Below are 15,190 nucleotides of genomic sequence, written 5' to 3'. Positions count from 1 at the left end.
CAGACCCCGGCAATTCCTTGTGCAGCGCAAAATGATTGCCGCTATAATCGCGCCCCCTAAAAGCGGCACCCCCCGGTCCGCCGTTCAGCCTGAACGCTCGGTCGGTCGCCGCAAGGCCTCGTTTGGATAGAGGCCGCGATCGGTTTCTTTCACCCCGAGAGGACTGCTGCACATGACTCGCGACGAGCAAATCAAGGCCCTGGAACAGGACTGGGCGACCAACCCCCGCTGGAAGAACGTCAAGCGCGGTTACTCCGCGGCCGACGTCGTCCGCCTGCGCGGCAGCGTGCAGGTCGAGTACACGCTCGCCAAGCGTGGCGCCGAGAAGCTCTGGAAGCTGGTCAACGGCGGCGCCAAGAAGGGCTACGTCAATGCCTTTGGTGCGATCACCGCCGGCCAGGCGATGCAGCAGGCCAAGGCTGGCCTCGAGGCCGTGTATCTGTCGGGCTGGCAGGTCGCCGCCGACGGCAACACCTCCGAGACCATGTACCCGGACCAGTCGCTGTATGCGTATGACTCGGTGCCGACGATGGTCCGTCGCATCAACAACACCTTCAAGCGCGCCGACGAGATCCAGTGGTCGCGCGGCGTCGGCCCCGGCGACAAGGACTACATCGACTACTTCCTGCCGATCGTCGCCGACGCGGAAGCCGGTTTCGGCGGCGTGCTCAACGCCTTCGAGCTGATGAAGAACATGATCGCCGCCGGTGCCGCCGGTGTGCACTTCGAAGACCAGCTCGCGGCCGTGAAGAAGTGCGGCCACATGGGCGGCAAGGTGCTGGTGCCGACGCAGGAGGCGATCGAAAAGCTGATCGCCGCGCGCTTCGCCGCCGACGTCATGGGCGTGCCGACCATCGTGCTCGCGCGCACCGACGCGGAAGCGTCCAACCTGCTGACCTCCGACTATCACCCGAACGACAAGCCTTTCCTCACCGGCGAGCGCACCCAGGAAGGCTTCTACCGCGTGAAGAACGGCCTCGAACAGGCGATCTCGCGCGGGGTCGCCTACGCACCGTACGCGGATCTGGTGTGGTGCGAGACCGGCACGCCGGACCTGGGCTTCGCCCGCGAGTTCGCGCAGGCCGTGCACAAGGCCTGCCCCGGCAAGCTGCTGTCGTACAACTGCTCGCCGTCGTTCAACTGGAAGAAGAACCTGGACGACAAGACCATCGCCAAGTTCCAGGACGAGCTGTCCGCGCTGGGCTACAAGTACCAGTTCATCACGCTGGCGGGCATCCACATCAACTGGTTCAACACCTTCCAGTTCGCGTACAACTACGCGCGCGGCGAAGGCATGAAGCACTACGTGAACATGGTGCAGGAGCCGGAGTTCAAGGCGCGCGAGCAGGGTTACACCTTCGTGTCGCACCAGCAGGAAGTCGGCGCCGGCTACTTCGACGACGTCACCACCGTGATCCAGGGCGGCAGCTCCTCGGTCAAGGCGCTGACCGGCTCGACGGAAGAGGAACAGTTCCACTGAAGCCAAAGTCGGCCACCGTCACGCCGGTGCGGGTGAGGGTGGAATGAGCAGTCCGAAGGGGGCGTCGCGCGAGCGATGCCCCCTTCTGCTTTGCGCCGCTCAGCCGCCGTGATGCGCGTGATCGGCCGGCGCGACCGGAGGCGCGCGGTCCACGCGGCCGGTGCCGTAGGGATGGCGGCGCGGCGGACTGCCGAAATCGGGGTCGCTGCTGACGCGGCGCGCGCGTCGCCCTTCCGGAGAACGGTACCAGCCGGGATCGGTGTAGTCGCCGGGCTTCTGGTCGTCGCGCACCTTGACGATCGTGAACATGCCGCCCATCTCGAGCGGACCGAACGGACCTTCTCCGGCCATCATCGGCAGCGTGTTGTCCGGCCCCGGCATGCCCATCGCGACGTGCTGTCCATGCTCGGCCATGCCGTTCGCGCCCATGGCCATGTAGCCCGGCAGCAGCGCGCGGATCTGCGACTCCAGCCCGCTCTGATCCACGCCGACGGGATTGGGCAGACCGTGTCCCATCGGCCCCATCGTGTGGTGCGACATGTGGCAGTGCAGCGCCCAGTCGCCGGGTTCGGTCGCGACGAACTCGATGTCGCGCATCTGGCCGACGCCGATGATCTCGGTGACTTCGCGGCGCCACTGCGACTGCGGCCAGCGTCCGCCGTCGCTGCCGGTGACCCAGAACGGGTTGCTGTGCAGGTGGATCGGGTGATTCCACATCGACAGGTTGCCGATGCGGAGGCGCAGGCGTTCGCCGGTGCGCATCACCAGGTGCTCGATCGCGGGGAAGACCTTGCTGTTGAAGGTCCACAGGTCGAACTCCTGCATGATCGACGGATCCGGGCGGTAGGTGCCCGGATGCAGCGCCCAGTTGTGCAGCAGGAAGGCATAGTCGCGGTCGATGCGTACCTCCTCGCCATCCCGCGGATGGATGACGAACAGGCCCATCATGCCGAAGGCGAGCTGCGTCATCTCGTCGGCGTGCGGGTGGTACATGTGCGTGCCGTGCTGGCGCAGCGTGAACTCATAGACGTAGGTCTCGCCGGGCTTGATGTGCGGCTGGTTGAGCCCGCCGACACCGTCGTAGCCGGACGGCAGGTCGATGCCGTGCCAGTGCACGCTGGTCCATTCGCCGAGCCGGTTGGTCACGTAGATGCGCACGCGGTCGCCCTCGACCGCCTCGATGGTCGGGCCCGGCGTCGTGCCGTTGTAGCCCCAGCACCTGGCGCGGCAGCCGGGCGCGAACTCGTGTTCGATCTCCTCGGCGACCAGGTGGAACTCCTTGACGCCATCCTTCATGCGATGGGGCAGGGTCCAGCCGTTGAGCGTGCGCACCGGCTGATAGACGGGGCCTGCGCCGGAAGCGGCTGCGGTCGGCGTGTGGCCGCCGTGCTGGGCGCGCGCGCGACGCGGTGCGCCGGCGAGCAGGCCGGCGCCGCTGAGCGTCAGCGCCTGGAGCAGATTGCGTCGGGAAAGCATCAGTGGTGTCCTCCGTGGTGCGGATGCCGGCCGTGATCGGCCTCGTCTGCCTGCGGCAGCGCCGGCGGCGGCGTATCGATCGGCTGGGCCGTCTGCGCGCTGCTCGGCAGGCTGTGGCCGACGGCACGCGCCAGCTGCGCGCGCGCGACCCAGTAGTCGCGCACGGCGTCGATGTAGCCGGCATAGGCGTCGTACGCCTGCTGCCGGGCCAGCAGTAGATCGAACACGCCCGCCAGCATGTAGTTGTGTTCGAGCTGCATCTGCGCGACGACGGCCTCGCGCTGGGGAATCAGCGTGTCCCGGTGCTCCAGCGCCTGCGCGCGCGCCGCCGCGACGCGGGCGACACCGAGCTGGACGGCGTTGGCGACGTCCAGCATCCGCGCATCGAGTTCCGCTTCGGCGAGATCCAGCGCGGCCTGCGCAGCGGCGGTGCGCCCGCCGCCCCAGTTGAACAGCGGCAGTTCCAGCGACAGCGTCGGACCGGCGCTGAGCGCGCCATCGAAATCGCGTTCGCGCTCGACCCCCAGCTCGATTCCCCCGACCAGCCGGGTACGGCGGACCAGGCCATGGCGGTCGGCGAGCAGCTGCGCACGGCGCCTCAGTGCCGCGACATCGAGGCGGTTGTCGCGGGCCATCGGCAGCAAGACTTCCAGCCCGTCGTCCTGCGGCAACGGCTCTGCCAGCGGTCCCGCGAGCGTCCAGCGGTTCTGTCCGGCATCGAGTCCCATCAGGCGATTGAGCGTCGCGCGCTCCTCGACCGCCTGGGCACGCGCGGCGAGCGCCGCCAGGCTGGCCTGGCTCGCCGCCGCCCTCTCGGCCGCCAGCGCGCGCCGGCCCAGGTTGCCGGCATCGACATAGCGTTGCGCGAGATCCGCCGACGCCGTCGCCGCCTGCGCGATCCGCTCGCGCAGCTGCGCCCGCTGTTCCGCGCCGGCGGTCCGGTACCACGCCGACTCGACCTCGGTGGCGAGGTCGTAGATCGCCGCGGCGGCGTCGAGCCGTGCGGCTTCGTAGCCGGCTTCCGCGAAACGGCGCCGTGCCGGCAGGAACAGCAGGTGGACGAAGTCGAAGGCAAGCCCCAGCGTCAGCTGTGCATGCGGCGCGCCGTCGGCGGACGCCAGCCGCGCAGCCGACAGCACCGGGTTGGCGAGGCGGGCGGCCTCATAGACCTCAGCCGCGGCGAAGCCCAGGCGCGCCAGTTCGATGCGCAGCTGGGGATTGTTGATCAGCGCCAGCTGTACCGCGGCAGCGACCGTCAGCGGGGACTGGAGCGCGGCCTCGGTGTCGGCGCGCGCATCGGCCGTGACCGGCAGATCGACACCGCGCGCGCCCACCAGCCGCGCGACCTCGCCGCGGCCATGATCGGGCGGCAGGCCGGCGCAGGCGCCCAGCGCCGCGCACGACACGGAGAAAACGACAGAACGAATTCGGGACACCTCGACACCTCCCGGAAGCCGTGAGTGGAAGGTCGCGCGACGCGCGACGACAGACGCGGCTGCGCACGGCAGCCACCGACTCAGGCGGCGCGGGGAGGTCGGAGCAGGTCAATCGCGTGTGCCGGGCGCCGGCGCACGACGCGTTCGGCGGCGTGGCCGCCCGTCCCCCGTGACACGAGGGTGTCGGCCGCCGTGGCCAACGGCAGCGCCGGTGCGGCGTAGAAGCAGCCGCCGTCGCTGCAGGGACAGCCGCAATGACAGCCGGGATCGGTCACCGTCGCAGCCCCTGCCGCGGCGCCGGAATCCACCGCACCGCCCGTCGCCTGATGATGCTGATGGGCCTGATGCACCGGCGCGGTTTCACCGGACTGCACCGGCGGGCGATGCGCGCAGGCGCCGGCCACGGCAGACGGCTGCACGGCGAGGCAGCACGCCAACAGCAACATGAAAATCGCGGACGCGGGACGGCGCATGCCGGCATTAGACGCCGCAGCCCACCGAAGTTCAATTTGCCGCACGGCTTGCGGCCGGCCGCGCTTCGGAGTAAGAGAATCCGCCTCTGCGGAGACATTCCATGGACGGTCGGCGCGCGGTCGGTCTGCTGGCGGTGTCGTGCCTCGTCGCCGGCCTGCTGTGGTATCTGCTGCAACCCAGAACCCAACCCGACACCGTGCCGGACGGTTCGATTCCCGGCGCGGTGCTGCTCGACGGCCTCGGCGGCTTCCACTATCCGATCACCGCCACCGCCGAGGCGCAGCGCTGGTTCGACCAGGGCATGGTGCTGACCTGGGGCTTCAACCACGATGCGGCCGCACGCTCTTTCCTGATGGGGGTCCGCGCCGATCCGGACTGCGCGATGTGCTGGTGGGGTGCCGCACTGGTGCTCGGCCCGCACGTGAACGCGACGATGGAACCCGGCGACGTGCCCAGGGCCTGGGCGCGCGTGCAGAACGCGCTCCGGCTGGCCGACAAGGTGTCCGCACGGGAACGTGCCTATATCGAAGCACTCGCGCAGCGCTACGCGCCCGATGCCGACGCCGACCGCAGTGCCCTCGACCGCGCCTGGGCGGAAGCGACGGCGCTGCTGGTCGCACGCTTCCCGGACGATCTGGACGCCGCGACGCTGCACGCCGAAGCACTGATGGACCTGCAGCCCTGGGACTACTACGACCGCGACGGCCTGCCCAAGGGCGCGACGGCGGAGATCGTCGCCACGCTGGAATCGGTGATCGCCCGCGATCCGCGCCATCCCGGCGCCTTGCACCTGTACGTGCACGCGGTGGAGGCCTCGACCGACCCGCAGCGCGGCGCCGAAGCCGCCGATCGCCTGCGCGACCTGCTGCCCGGCGCCGGGCACCTGGTGCACATGCCGGCGCACATCTATACCCGCGTCGGCCGTTACCACGACGCGGTCACCGCCAACCGCAAGGCGATCGCGGCGGACGACGCCTATCTGGCGGTCTGCCGCCCCGCGCCCGGCGTCTATCCACTCGGCTACGTGCCGCACAACCACCATTTCCTGTGGTGGGCGGCATCGATGCAGGGCGCGAGCGCGACGGCGCTGGCCGCGGCCGAGGAGACGGCGAAGCGGGCGTGGATCCCCGATCTGATCCGCACGCCGGAACTCGCCGTCCTGCAGGACTACTGGGTGACGCCACTCAAGGCCAGGGTCCAGTTCGGACGCTGGGACGAGATCATGGCCACGCCGGTGCCGCCGGAGGATCTGCGCTACCCGATCGCGATCTGGCATTTCGCGCGCGGCATGGCGGCGGCGCGCACCGGTCTGCCGGACACGGCGCAGGCGCATCTCGAAGCGCTCGCGCGCGCCGCCGCCGACCCGGCCTTCGACAGTCTGATGGTCGGTCCACAACACCCCCTGTCGGCGACGCTCAAGATCGCCGAACGGCTGCTTGCCGGCACCGTGGCCCTGGCCGACGGCGACCACGCCGCTGCGATCGCCGCACTCGAAGCCGGCGTCGCACTCGAGGACGCCACAGCCTACTTCGAGCCGCCACTGTGGCACGCACCGCTGCGCGCGACGCTGGGCGAGGCGCTGCTGCAGGACGGCCGTGCCGCGGACGCGGAACGCATCTATCGCGAGGACCTGCGCCGCCATCCGGACAACGGCTGGTCGCTGTTCGGACTCGCGCAGAGCCTGCGCCGCCAGGGCCGTGACGCCGATGCCGAGCAGGTGCAGCGCCGTTTCGAGCGCGCCTGGGCGCATGCCGATGTCCAGCTCGGGGCCTCACGGATCTGATCGACTTGAGTCGCGACTGCCGCATCGCTAAGGTGCCCGCACGCAGGACATCACGAAGAACCGGGGGAAGTGACGTGCGTCTGCTCAAGTGGCTGTTGATCGCCATCGTCGTGCTGATCGTCGGGGCCGTCGCCGTCGGCCTGGTCCTGCCGGACCAGGCGCATGTGGAACGCTCGATCGTGATCGACGCGAAGCCGGCGACGGTGTTCACCGTGCTCAACGGTTTCAAGCAATTCAACAAGTGGTCGCCGTGGGCGGCACTCGATCCGCGCACGACCTACACCGTCGAAGGACCGCTGGTCGGACCGGGTGCCAAGCAGAGCTGGCGCAGCGAAGACCCATCGGTTGGCGCCGGCAGCCAGGAGATCCTCGAAGCGGTGCCGTTCGAGCGCATCGTGGTCAAGCTGGTGTTCGAGGGCTTCGACAGCGACAACCTCGCCGTGTACACGCTGCGGCCGGAAGGCGAGGGCACGCGCATCACCTGGAGCTACGACAGCACGTTCAAAGGCGATCTGCTCGCGCGCTATTTCGGACTGATGCTGGACCGCATGCTCGGCCCGGACTACGAACGCGGACTCGCCGAGCTCAAGACGCTGGTCGAGAATCTGCCCAGGGACGACCTGTCCGCGATCCGCGCCGAGGTGCTGCGTGTCCAGGCGCAGCCGATCGTGTATGTGTCGGCGGCGGCACCGATCGACGAGGCCGCCGGACTGCTCAACGCGGCCTACGCCAAGCTGTCCGCGCATCTGGCCGCCCATGGTCTGAAACAGGTCGCGCCACCGATCGCCATCACCCGCGCATTCAACGAAGAAACGCGGAACTGGCGCTTCGACGCCGCGCTGATGGTCGATCGCGACGACCCGCCCGGCGCACCCGAATCCGGCATCCAGTCCGGCCGCAGCTACGCCGGCGATATCCTGCGCGTCACCCACGTCGGACCTTACGCGACGATGGAAACCACATACGGCGCACTGACCGCGTGGCGCACCGTCGCCGGCTTCGAGGACAACGGCGACTCCTGGGAGGAATACGTCTCCGACCCCGGCACTACACCCGCAGCCGAACGGATCACGCGGATCAACTGGCCGATCAAGTAGTCCGCCGGCTTCCGCATGCCCCCAACAGCGCGAGGGGATCGGCGCGATCAGCAAGAAAAACCCCAACCGGGAGCGGTTGGGGTTTTGTTATGGGCGGTGGGTGGCTGACCATGCAGTGACCAGCCTCCCGAGCTTACGAGTCAGGAGGCGGATCTACGTGGGCTTCCGAGAGGATTCCCGCCAGCCGCTCGCACAGCCAGCCAAATCCCACCCGCTCTTGCTCCAGACGCAGCCAGGGCTGGAGGCGATCGAACCGAAGGTCGTCATAGACGGCGGCCTCCGCGGGCGTGAGACGCGCCAGGTCGTGGCGCGCTGGGTCGGGCTCCTCGCCCCAGTGCTGGCGGTGGGCAACGAGCGTCTCCCGGTCCATGAGGAAAGAGGCCACGCTGGGAAAGTAGCCGCGCAGTTGGTCGAGGATGGCGAATCCGTGGGTGTCGATGTCGCCCCAGTAATGCAGATCGCAGCGATAAAGCCATGCGGCGCGCGCCAGCGCTTCCCAGCCGTAGCCCGCGCCGAAGATGACGATGGCGCCCGCAGCCGGCGGGAAGGCGAGGAAGTTGGTCTCGTTTTCGGTGATGAAGACGCGCCGTGCGGGGAGCGCCAGCGCCGCGAAGCTCGCCGTGTCCAGCGTGATGTCGGGCAGCCCTCCGCAGCCTGGAAGGCTGGGAAGCGCGGGGTCGAGCAGGCGCAATCGAATCCGCACGGGTTTTTCCAGAAAGCCGAATCGGCGCGTGAACTGGGCGACGCCGGTGGCGTCACGCTCGATGACTTCGGGGGGCAGGGCCAGATCGAGCAGCTCGGTCAACACGCCGCGATTGGCCTCGATGAACTTGCTGTCCACGCCAGGCACATCGACCTGGCGCAGGTACACGGCCGGCCGAGGATGGGCCTGCAGCCATGCGACGACGGCCAGCAAACGATCCCAGCGGTCGGCCAGATCCAGCGCCTGAATCGGCCGCCGAGACAGCCACGCCAGCAGCGCCGGCTGCGCGTCCGCCGTCTGCTGCCACAGCGCCACGAAGCTCTGCGCTTGGCCAGCCTTACCGATGAAGGCCAAGGCGTTTTGCAGGGTGTCGATCCAGACCGCCGCCGGGAGCCGCTGCAGGCCCTGGACACGGTGCTTCCACTCGCGCCATTCGATGCGCACCTGCGGCGTGTCAGCGATGGTGCGCACCCAGTCGCGCACGGCCTCGAAGCGATCGGACAGGTCGGCCGCCGAGGGGGCCTTCAGGGTAAGGTGCAGCGGCCACGATACGGAGTCCGTCACCGCCGCCCGCAGCAAGTCGCCCCGGTCCCACAAACGCTGGACCTGGGCGCGCAGATCGACCTGCGTAGTCCAGCTCATGGTGCCGCGCCCTCTCTATCAGCCCTGGTTTCACCCATGGCTTCCGCCTTCTGCGCCCGGTATTCCTCGATCGACAGGCAGCGCAGCCGCGAGTCGCGCCCGCCCTCGTTGTGCACGAAGCCGACGCTGGCCACGAAGGGCTCGATGATGTGGATCTTCTGTAGCGGCGTGACGATCAACAGCTGCAGATGGAGCTCTTGGAATAGGCGCAAGCCGTATTGCGCCGACTCGTCCGACCCACGCCCAAAAGCTTCGTCGATCACGACGAAGCGGAAACTGCGCGAGCGGACCTCGCCCGACTCCAATCCGAATTGGTAAGCCAGGCTTGCAGCCAGCACGGTGTAGGCCAGCTTCTCCTTCTGACCGCCCGACTTGCCGCCCGAGTCCGAATAGTGTTCGTGCTCGGTGCCGTCGGCGCGCCAGCGCTCGCTGGCCGAGAACTGGAACCAGTTGCGCACGTCGCTGACCTTGGCCGTCCAGCGCCGGTCGGCATCCGCCAGTCCTTCACGACCCCGGAAGCGGACGATGATGGCCTTGACCTGCAGGAACTTGGCCTCCGAATACTGTTCATCGTTTGATCCCGTCAGCACGCCCTCGGTACATGCGCGCAAGTCCTGCAGAAAGTCGCGGATCTCGGCATCGGGGTTTGGCTGCGCCATCAGGCGGATGAACCGGCCGGGGTTGTAGTCGATGGCTTCGAGGGAGCGGTTGATGACGTCGATGCGCTCTTTGATGATCTCGCGCTCGCGCGCGAGCTGGGCGTTGAAGTTGGCGATTTCGTTGATGGTGTTGACGTTCAACAGCTCCTTGAAGCGCGCCTCGAAGCGCGGCAGGTCATCGCGCTTCAAATCGGTGAGCAGCCGCTCGTATTCGGGCAGCGTCGCAAGCGCGACGTCCATCTCGACCGTCTCCGCCTTGAATTCCTCCTTGAAGCCGCGCATGGCATTGACGATGCGCTCGACGAGCCGCGCCAGCTTTTTGTCCTCGGCGTCGATGCGCTGCTGCAACCATTGGCGCATGTCCTGCTCGCGGTTGTCGCAAGACTCGACCGACAGTTGATGCTCGCCCAGCGCCTGCGAGCGTAAGCCATCCAGAAGCGCGATCTGCGCATCGGTCAGCGGCGCAGCGTTCCATACGCCTGCGGCCTGATCGCGCATCGCCTGGGCCGTCTCGCGCTTGCTCTTGATCTCGCCCCGCTTGCCCAAGGCGTCGGAGCGCTTCGCTTCCAGTTCGCCCAGCCGTTCCTGCGCGGCCTTGAGCTGGCGCCCCAGCTCTTGCAGGGTGTCGGATGCGGCTTCCAGCCGTGCGCGCTCCCCGGCCAGTTCGGCAATGCGCCGGGCCAGGCTCCTCCAGTCGATGTCCGCAAAGCGGGTGAACTCTTCCAGCTTGCTGAGTGCATCCAGCCGACCCCGCAGCTCATTGCGCGCCTGTTGGATTTCCCCGATGCGCTGCGCCAGCAGGCCGAGCTTGGCTTCAAGACGCTGCCGCTGCTCGCGCAGCACCCGCAGCTTATCGGCATTGCTCCAGCCCAGCACATAGCGGCTGCGGTCGGAGATAGCGTGGCGGTCGTCCTTCTCGTGGCGTCCGCTCGGGTCCTTGATTTGTCCGGCGCGGGTGATGGCGCGCAGCTCGCGGCGAAACTGCTCGATACTGTCGCAGCAGGCCACGTCGAAGCGCTGGCGAAGCTCCTGTTCCAGCCACTCGTAATGGGGTGAATCCGGCCTGATGACGAGTTTCTTTACCAGCGACTGCGGATGCAGGGTCGCGCCAGGAACCGCCTTCCTCGGCCGCACATGGAAGTACACCAGCCGCGTGCCCAGATGCTGACGGTCCACCCAGTCCGCCACGGCCTGATAGTGCGCATCCGGCACCAGCAACGAGAGGCCGAATCCGCGCAGCAGACGCTCGGCAGCGCCCTCCCAGTCGCGCTCATCGTCGCGCACCTGGATGAGCTCGCCCGCGAAAGGCAGCTCATCTTCAGGGATGGCGAGGGCCGCACATAGCGCAGCGCGGATGCGGACCTGGGCGGCGTCGATATTGCTCTTGCGCCGTGCCAGACTCTCGATTTCCTCCGACAGGGCAGTGTGTTCTTCACGCCCCTTGCGAAAAGCAAAGTCCTCTTCGCGCTCGCGGTTGTCCAAGTCGGCAACGCGCTCACGCAAGCCTTCGGCACGCTGGGTGATGCTTTGTTGCAGGGCAAGGAAGCCCGCCTCATCCTCGGGCGCCTTGGGATCGATGCGGGCCAGCAGCGCGTGGAAGCGGTCGGATTTTTTCTGGCGCTGGAGCTTGTCCTCTTCCAGCCGGCGAATCTCCGCCGCCAGCTCCTCCAGGCGGTCGCCGCCGTTGTCGCGTAGCGCCCGCTCCAGGCGGCCAAGCTCGATGCGCTCGGCCTCGCGCTGCGCCTCAAGGCGCTCGATGTGCGCATCGAGCCGGGCCGCGTCTTGCGCCAGCAAGCCTAGGCGGCGGTCCAGCAGCTCGCCCTTGAGCCGGGCGAAGTAAGGCCGGAGCTGATCGCGTGCATCCCGCCAGCCTTGAATCTCGGCCACGAGTAGCTTATGGCGTGCGCCGTCATCGACCAAGGGCGTCAGCAAGTCCACCTGCCGCTTGGCCTTGAGCACGGCCTGATGCGCCCGGTCCAGGTCGTCGAAGTGGCGGATCAGGGCCTCGATGCGGCTGCCCACGTCGAAGGGTTCCAGCATGTGGCTGCGCACGAAGTCAGTGAGGTTGCCCACCGACTTCATCGAGACCGTCTGGTGGAACAGCTCCAAGGCCTGCTCGTGCTCGATGCCGAAGCGCCGGCGGAACCAAGCCCCATACGGCGGGAAGCTGTCGAACAGTTCGCAGCCCGCGCCCCGCAGCTTCTTGCGCAGGGCAGTGATGTCACTGCCGAAGCCGCTGAAGTCATCCGTGATGGTCAGCGCCCGCTCAGCCGTCACAAACAGGCGTGCGGGTTGGCCCTGCGGGTCCTTCAGCCAGAAGACCTGGGCCAGCGTCACGGCCTGGTCATAGCCCTCGTTGCGGAAGACACCGAGGATGACCGAGTAGCTCGACGCATCGCGCAGCGCCACGGGCCTGCTACTCCCCGTGACCTCATTGCGCTCGCTCTTGTAGTGGCCCAGCACGTAGGACCGCAAGGAGCGCTCGCGGGAGTCTGCCCCTGCCGCCTTGTTGTAGGCCACGCGATGCGCCGGCACGAGCAGGGTGGTGATGGCATCGACCAGCGTGGACTTGCCCGAACCGATGTCGCCCGTGAGCAGGCCATTGCGCCCGTCGAGCTCGTAGCGCCAGACACGCTTGTCGAAGGTGCCCCAGTTCAGAACTTCCAGCCGCTGCAGCCGAAAGCCCACCCGGGTGTCGTCGGCCACGAAGTCCAGCCCCAATGTCCCAGCGTCCATCGGTGCCTCACGCATCGGCCTTCTCGTGGCCGGTACCCAGACCCGCGCCGCCCGACAGCGCCTTGCGGTAGACCTCCAGCCGCGCGTCGAACTCCGCCAGCCACTGCGCGTCGACGAAAGCCTTCAGGATGCGCCGCACCTCGTAGTGGCCTCGGTCCTGCGCACTGCCGGCGGCAGGCTTGAGCCGGCGCAGAAAGCCCAGATCGACCACCTTGGTGATGGTCGCGTCCACCTGGTCGATCAGCCGAGCCTCGTTCGTGCCATCGGGCAGAAACACCCGCATCAGCTCGGCGATGTCGTCACGCGAGAGCACCAGTCGGGTGTCCCCACCACCGGCGTCGAACTCGGCCATGCGCTTGCGCAGCAGCGCCAGCATCAGGCTCACCGGATAGGAAAGCGGCCGGCGTGCGACGAGCCGTGGCAGGCGCGGCGCGCCCTCTGCCTCGTCCGGGTCCGGGCGGCTCTTCAGAAAGGCGTGGCCTTCGGCCTCGTCCAGCACCAGGTCGAGCAGCAGCACGGCGGCCTGTTCCCGCACCCGTGCCTGCAGGCGCAGCAGGCTGGCCCACAGGCGCTCGTCGTCGTCACGGTAGAGCACACCCTTGAGCAGGTGCACCATCAGCTGCGACAACTCTGGCACCGCCGGCAGCGCGCTGGGCGGCGGCTCTACCGAATCGTTCTCGTCGCGCGCCTCGTCCATGTTCTTTTCTCCCTTTGACCGCCCGATCCCGTCAGCGCGTGAAAATCACGCGCGGCAAGTGCGCCTCGCGCACCACGGCCTCGCCCGCGGCGCTCTCGGCCTGCCAGCGGATGGGCTCCTGCACAGCATCGTCCACCAGCGCGCGCAGGCCTTCCAGACCGTCGCCACCGACTCCGGCGTGGGCCAGCTCCAGGTAGGCCACCAGTTCGGCCAAGCCTTGTTTGAGCGGCTCGGTTTCCACCAGCTCGCGCAGCGTGATCTGTGCCTTTTGGCGCAGGGCGCGTTGCACGGCGGCGCGCAGACGCGCCTTGTCCACCACGATCTGCTCGAACAGGCGTGCGGTATCGATGTCGTTCTCGCCAGCGACGAGCGCCAGATCAACCAGGCGCGGCTTCACGCTCGGCGTGAACAGCGGCCTCTCCAGCGGCAGTTCGATGTCCGCGCCCATGGCGTCGATGTGCATCACGGTGCCAGCGGGCGCAGCAGTGCGTAGCGCCAGTGCCTTGTTCTCGACGCCGTGCAGCAGGTCCAGGATGCGGCGGTTCTCCAGAAAGGCCCGGTCGTCCAGAAAGCGGCGCAACTGCTGCGACAGCTGGGCCACCGTGCGCTGCGTGTGTTCGCCTGCCTCCAGCCAGTCGTGATGCACGCGGCGGGTGCGGGGGTCGGGCGAAAGCTGAGCGACGGCGGGCAGCGCCAGCACCTGATCCAGCCGCTCGGAGAGCTCCTCCTGCCGCCGGCTGGACATCAGGAAGTCCCAAAAGGCGCGGAAGCTGCGGCCCTGGTCGGAGTCGCCGATGGCATCGCGCTCGCCCATGATCTCGTCGAGCAGCGCACCCTTGGCGCCTTCCCACAGCGCGATCTTCTCGCGCACCTTCCGGTCGAGCAGGCGGAAGTTGTGTTCCACCTCGCGGAAGTCGGCCAGCAGCTCGCGCGCCAGTTGCTGGAACTGCTGGAAGCGGTCCTTGACCGCCGTGTCGTCCAGCAGCGGTACGTCGCCCGCCAGCACGCGGGCGATTTCGGCATCCAGCTCGTCGCGCTTCTTGCGCAGGTCGGTCACGCGCTTGATCGGGTCGGCCTCGGTGCCGGCGCTGATCTGCTCCAGCAACGCGAACAGCGTGAGCAGGCGCGATTCGGTGCCGACGAAGGGGCGCTCGGTCAGCGTCAGCAACCAGGCGATGGCCTTCTCGGTGGCCGGCGTCAGGTCGAACTGCGCCTCGTCCGTGCCCGGCTTGTAGAACTTGCGCAGCCAGCCCTTGTCGGGCGCGGCCCAGTCGTTCAGGTAGTCCTGCGCGCCCTTGGGGTAGGCCTCGGTCCCCAACTGCTCACGCAGGGTGAACAGCTCGTCCTCCAAAGCTTCCGCAAGATCGGCCTCGCTCATCACCCGCACATTCGGCGCCACGAACACCCGATGCAGGAAGCTCGCCACCAGCGGCGCGTGCGGCGAAACCAGCAAGCGCCAGGCGGGATGGCGGTCGCGCAAGGCGCTGAGGGTGGCGTGGTCCATGGACCAGGATTACGTGGCCGCCTCGGCCGGGTTGGCGGCGGCCAGATACGCCAGTGCCGCGGCTTCCGAGTCCTCGATGGCGATCTCGACCGCGCGTTTGGCGGCGTCGAGGAGACGGGTTGCGCGCTGGCGCTGCGCGAAGCTTTGCTCCACCAACGCTCGAACATGCTGTTGCAGCGATTGGGGTGCTACCCAAACCAGAAACTCGGCGATGTCGTTCGGATAAAGCTCGATCTGTCCCGATGAGCCCCGAAGCCGCTGTTCGACTTGAAGTTGTCCCGCCAACGAGTTCAGGAAGATCGCCAGATAAACCGGGTCCAGATCGCCGTTCGGACGCAAAATCGTGACATGGTTGTCCGGCAACGCTGGGGCCTTGTGCAGGTATGCCGCAGTGCGTCCAATGGGGGCCTGTCTGAATTTTTGTGTGTGAAGCGATTTCACACGGTACCTCGGACGAAGCGATCGCCGTAGGCGATCGCGAACTGATTCATGGCTTCACGCCA

General features: G+C 67.9%; 11 protein-coding genes. 3 read left to right on the top strand and 8 right to left on the bottom strand.

Going from position 1 to position 15,190, the window contains the following annotated elements; all coding sequences use genetic code 11:
• Positions 1-172 precede the first annotated feature (172 nt).
• A complete protein-coding gene (gene aceA / locus AAG565_RS11250) occupies positions 173-1,480 on the top strand; it encodes an isocitrate lyase (RefSeq protein WP_348819691.1) in 1,308 nt (435 codons plus the stop codon).
• A 99-nt stretch (positions 1,481-1,579) separates the two neighbouring features.
• On the opposite strand, the gene AAG565_RS11245 is transcribed toward aceA, so the two are convergent.
• The 3 genes from AAG565_RS11245 to AAG565_RS11235 form a co-directional block, all read right to left on the bottom strand.
• Positions 1,580-2,956, bottom strand: a complete 1,377-nt coding sequence (locus AAG565_RS11245) for a copper oxidase (protein ID WP_348819690.1) — start codon at positions 2,954-2,956, stop codon at positions 1,580-1,582.
• The gene (locus tag AAG565_RS11240; RefSeq protein WP_348819689.1) at positions 2,956-4,392 is read right to left on the bottom strand and encodes a TolC family protein; all 1,437 of its coding nucleotides are present in this window, start codon (positions 4,390-4,392) and stop codon (positions 2,956-2,958) included. Before AAG565_RS11240 ends, AAG565_RS11245 begins: the two co-directional genes overlap by 1 nt.
• An 80-nt stretch (positions 4,393-4,472) precedes the next feature.
• Complete coding sequence (locus tag AAG565_RS11235; protein ID WP_348819688.1) at positions 4,473-4,865, bottom strand: hypothetical protein; 393 nt, start codon at positions 4,863-4,865, stop codon at positions 4,473-4,475.
• Between the two features lie 101 nt (positions 4,866-4,966).
• On the opposite strand from AAG565_RS11235, the gene AAG565_RS11230 reads away from it, so the two are divergent.
• Together AAG565_RS11230 and AAG565_RS11225 are read left to right on the top strand one after the other, a co-directional pair.
• Complete coding sequence (locus AAG565_RS11230; protein WP_348819687.1) at positions 4,967-6,649, top strand: hypothetical protein; 1,683 nt, start codon at positions 4,967-4,969, stop codon at positions 6,647-6,649.
• A gap of 74 nt (positions 6,650-6,723) precedes the next feature.
• Positions 6,724-7,746, top strand: a complete 1,023-nt coding sequence (locus AAG565_RS11225) for an SRPBCC family protein (RefSeq protein ID WP_348819686.1) — start codon at positions 6,724-6,726, stop codon at positions 7,744-7,746.
• 133 nt (positions 7,747-7,879) lie between these two features.
• Here the strand turns inward: AAG565_RS11225 and AAG565_RS11220 are convergent, their stop codons facing one another.
• The 5 genes from AAG565_RS11220 to AAG565_RS11200 are packed head-to-tail and all read right to left on the bottom strand — an operon-like array spanning position 7,880 to position 15,050.
• Positions 7,880-9,091 (bottom strand): DUF3322 domain-containing protein, encoded by a 1,212-nt coding sequence (locus tag AAG565_RS11220; protein ID WP_348819685.1) that lies wholly within the window; start codon positions 9,089-9,091, stop codon positions 7,880-7,882.
• Positions 9,088-12,501 (bottom strand): ATP-binding protein, encoded by a 3,414-nt coding sequence (locus AAG565_RS11215; RefSeq protein ID WP_348819684.1) that lies wholly within the window; start codon positions 12,499-12,501, stop codon positions 9,088-9,090. The genes AAG565_RS11220 and AAG565_RS11215 overlap by 4 nt, the downstream gene beginning before the upstream one ends.
• On the bottom strand, positions 12,494-13,183 hold the full coding sequence (locus AAG565_RS11210; protein WP_348819683.1) for a DUF4194 domain-containing protein: 690 nt from the start codon (positions 13,181-13,183) through the stop codon (positions 12,494-12,496). The genes AAG565_RS11215 and AAG565_RS11210 overlap by 8 nt, the downstream gene beginning before the upstream one ends.
• Positions 13,184-13,214: 31 nt before the next feature.
• The gene (locus tag AAG565_RS11205) at positions 13,215-14,687 is read right to left on the bottom strand and encodes a DUF3375 domain-containing protein (RefSeq protein WP_348819682.1); all 1,473 of its coding nucleotides are present in this window, start codon (positions 14,685-14,687) and stop codon (positions 13,215-13,217) included.
• Between the two features lie 9 nt (positions 14,688-14,696).
• On the bottom strand, positions 14,697-15,050 hold the full coding sequence (locus AAG565_RS11200; protein WP_348819681.1) for a hypothetical protein: 354 nt from the start codon (positions 15,048-15,050) through the stop codon (positions 14,697-14,699).
• Positions 15,051-15,190: the final 140 nt, after the last annotated feature.

The sequence above is a fragment of the Fontimonas sp. SYSU GA230001 genome (assembly GCF_040066175.1).
In the GTDB taxonomy this organism is placed as follows: Bacteria; Pseudomonadota; Gammaproteobacteria; order Nevskiales; family Nevskiaceae; genus Solimonas.
Note: the sequence above shows the minus strand (reverse complement) of the source record. Positions and strands in the feature narration are given on the sequence as shown.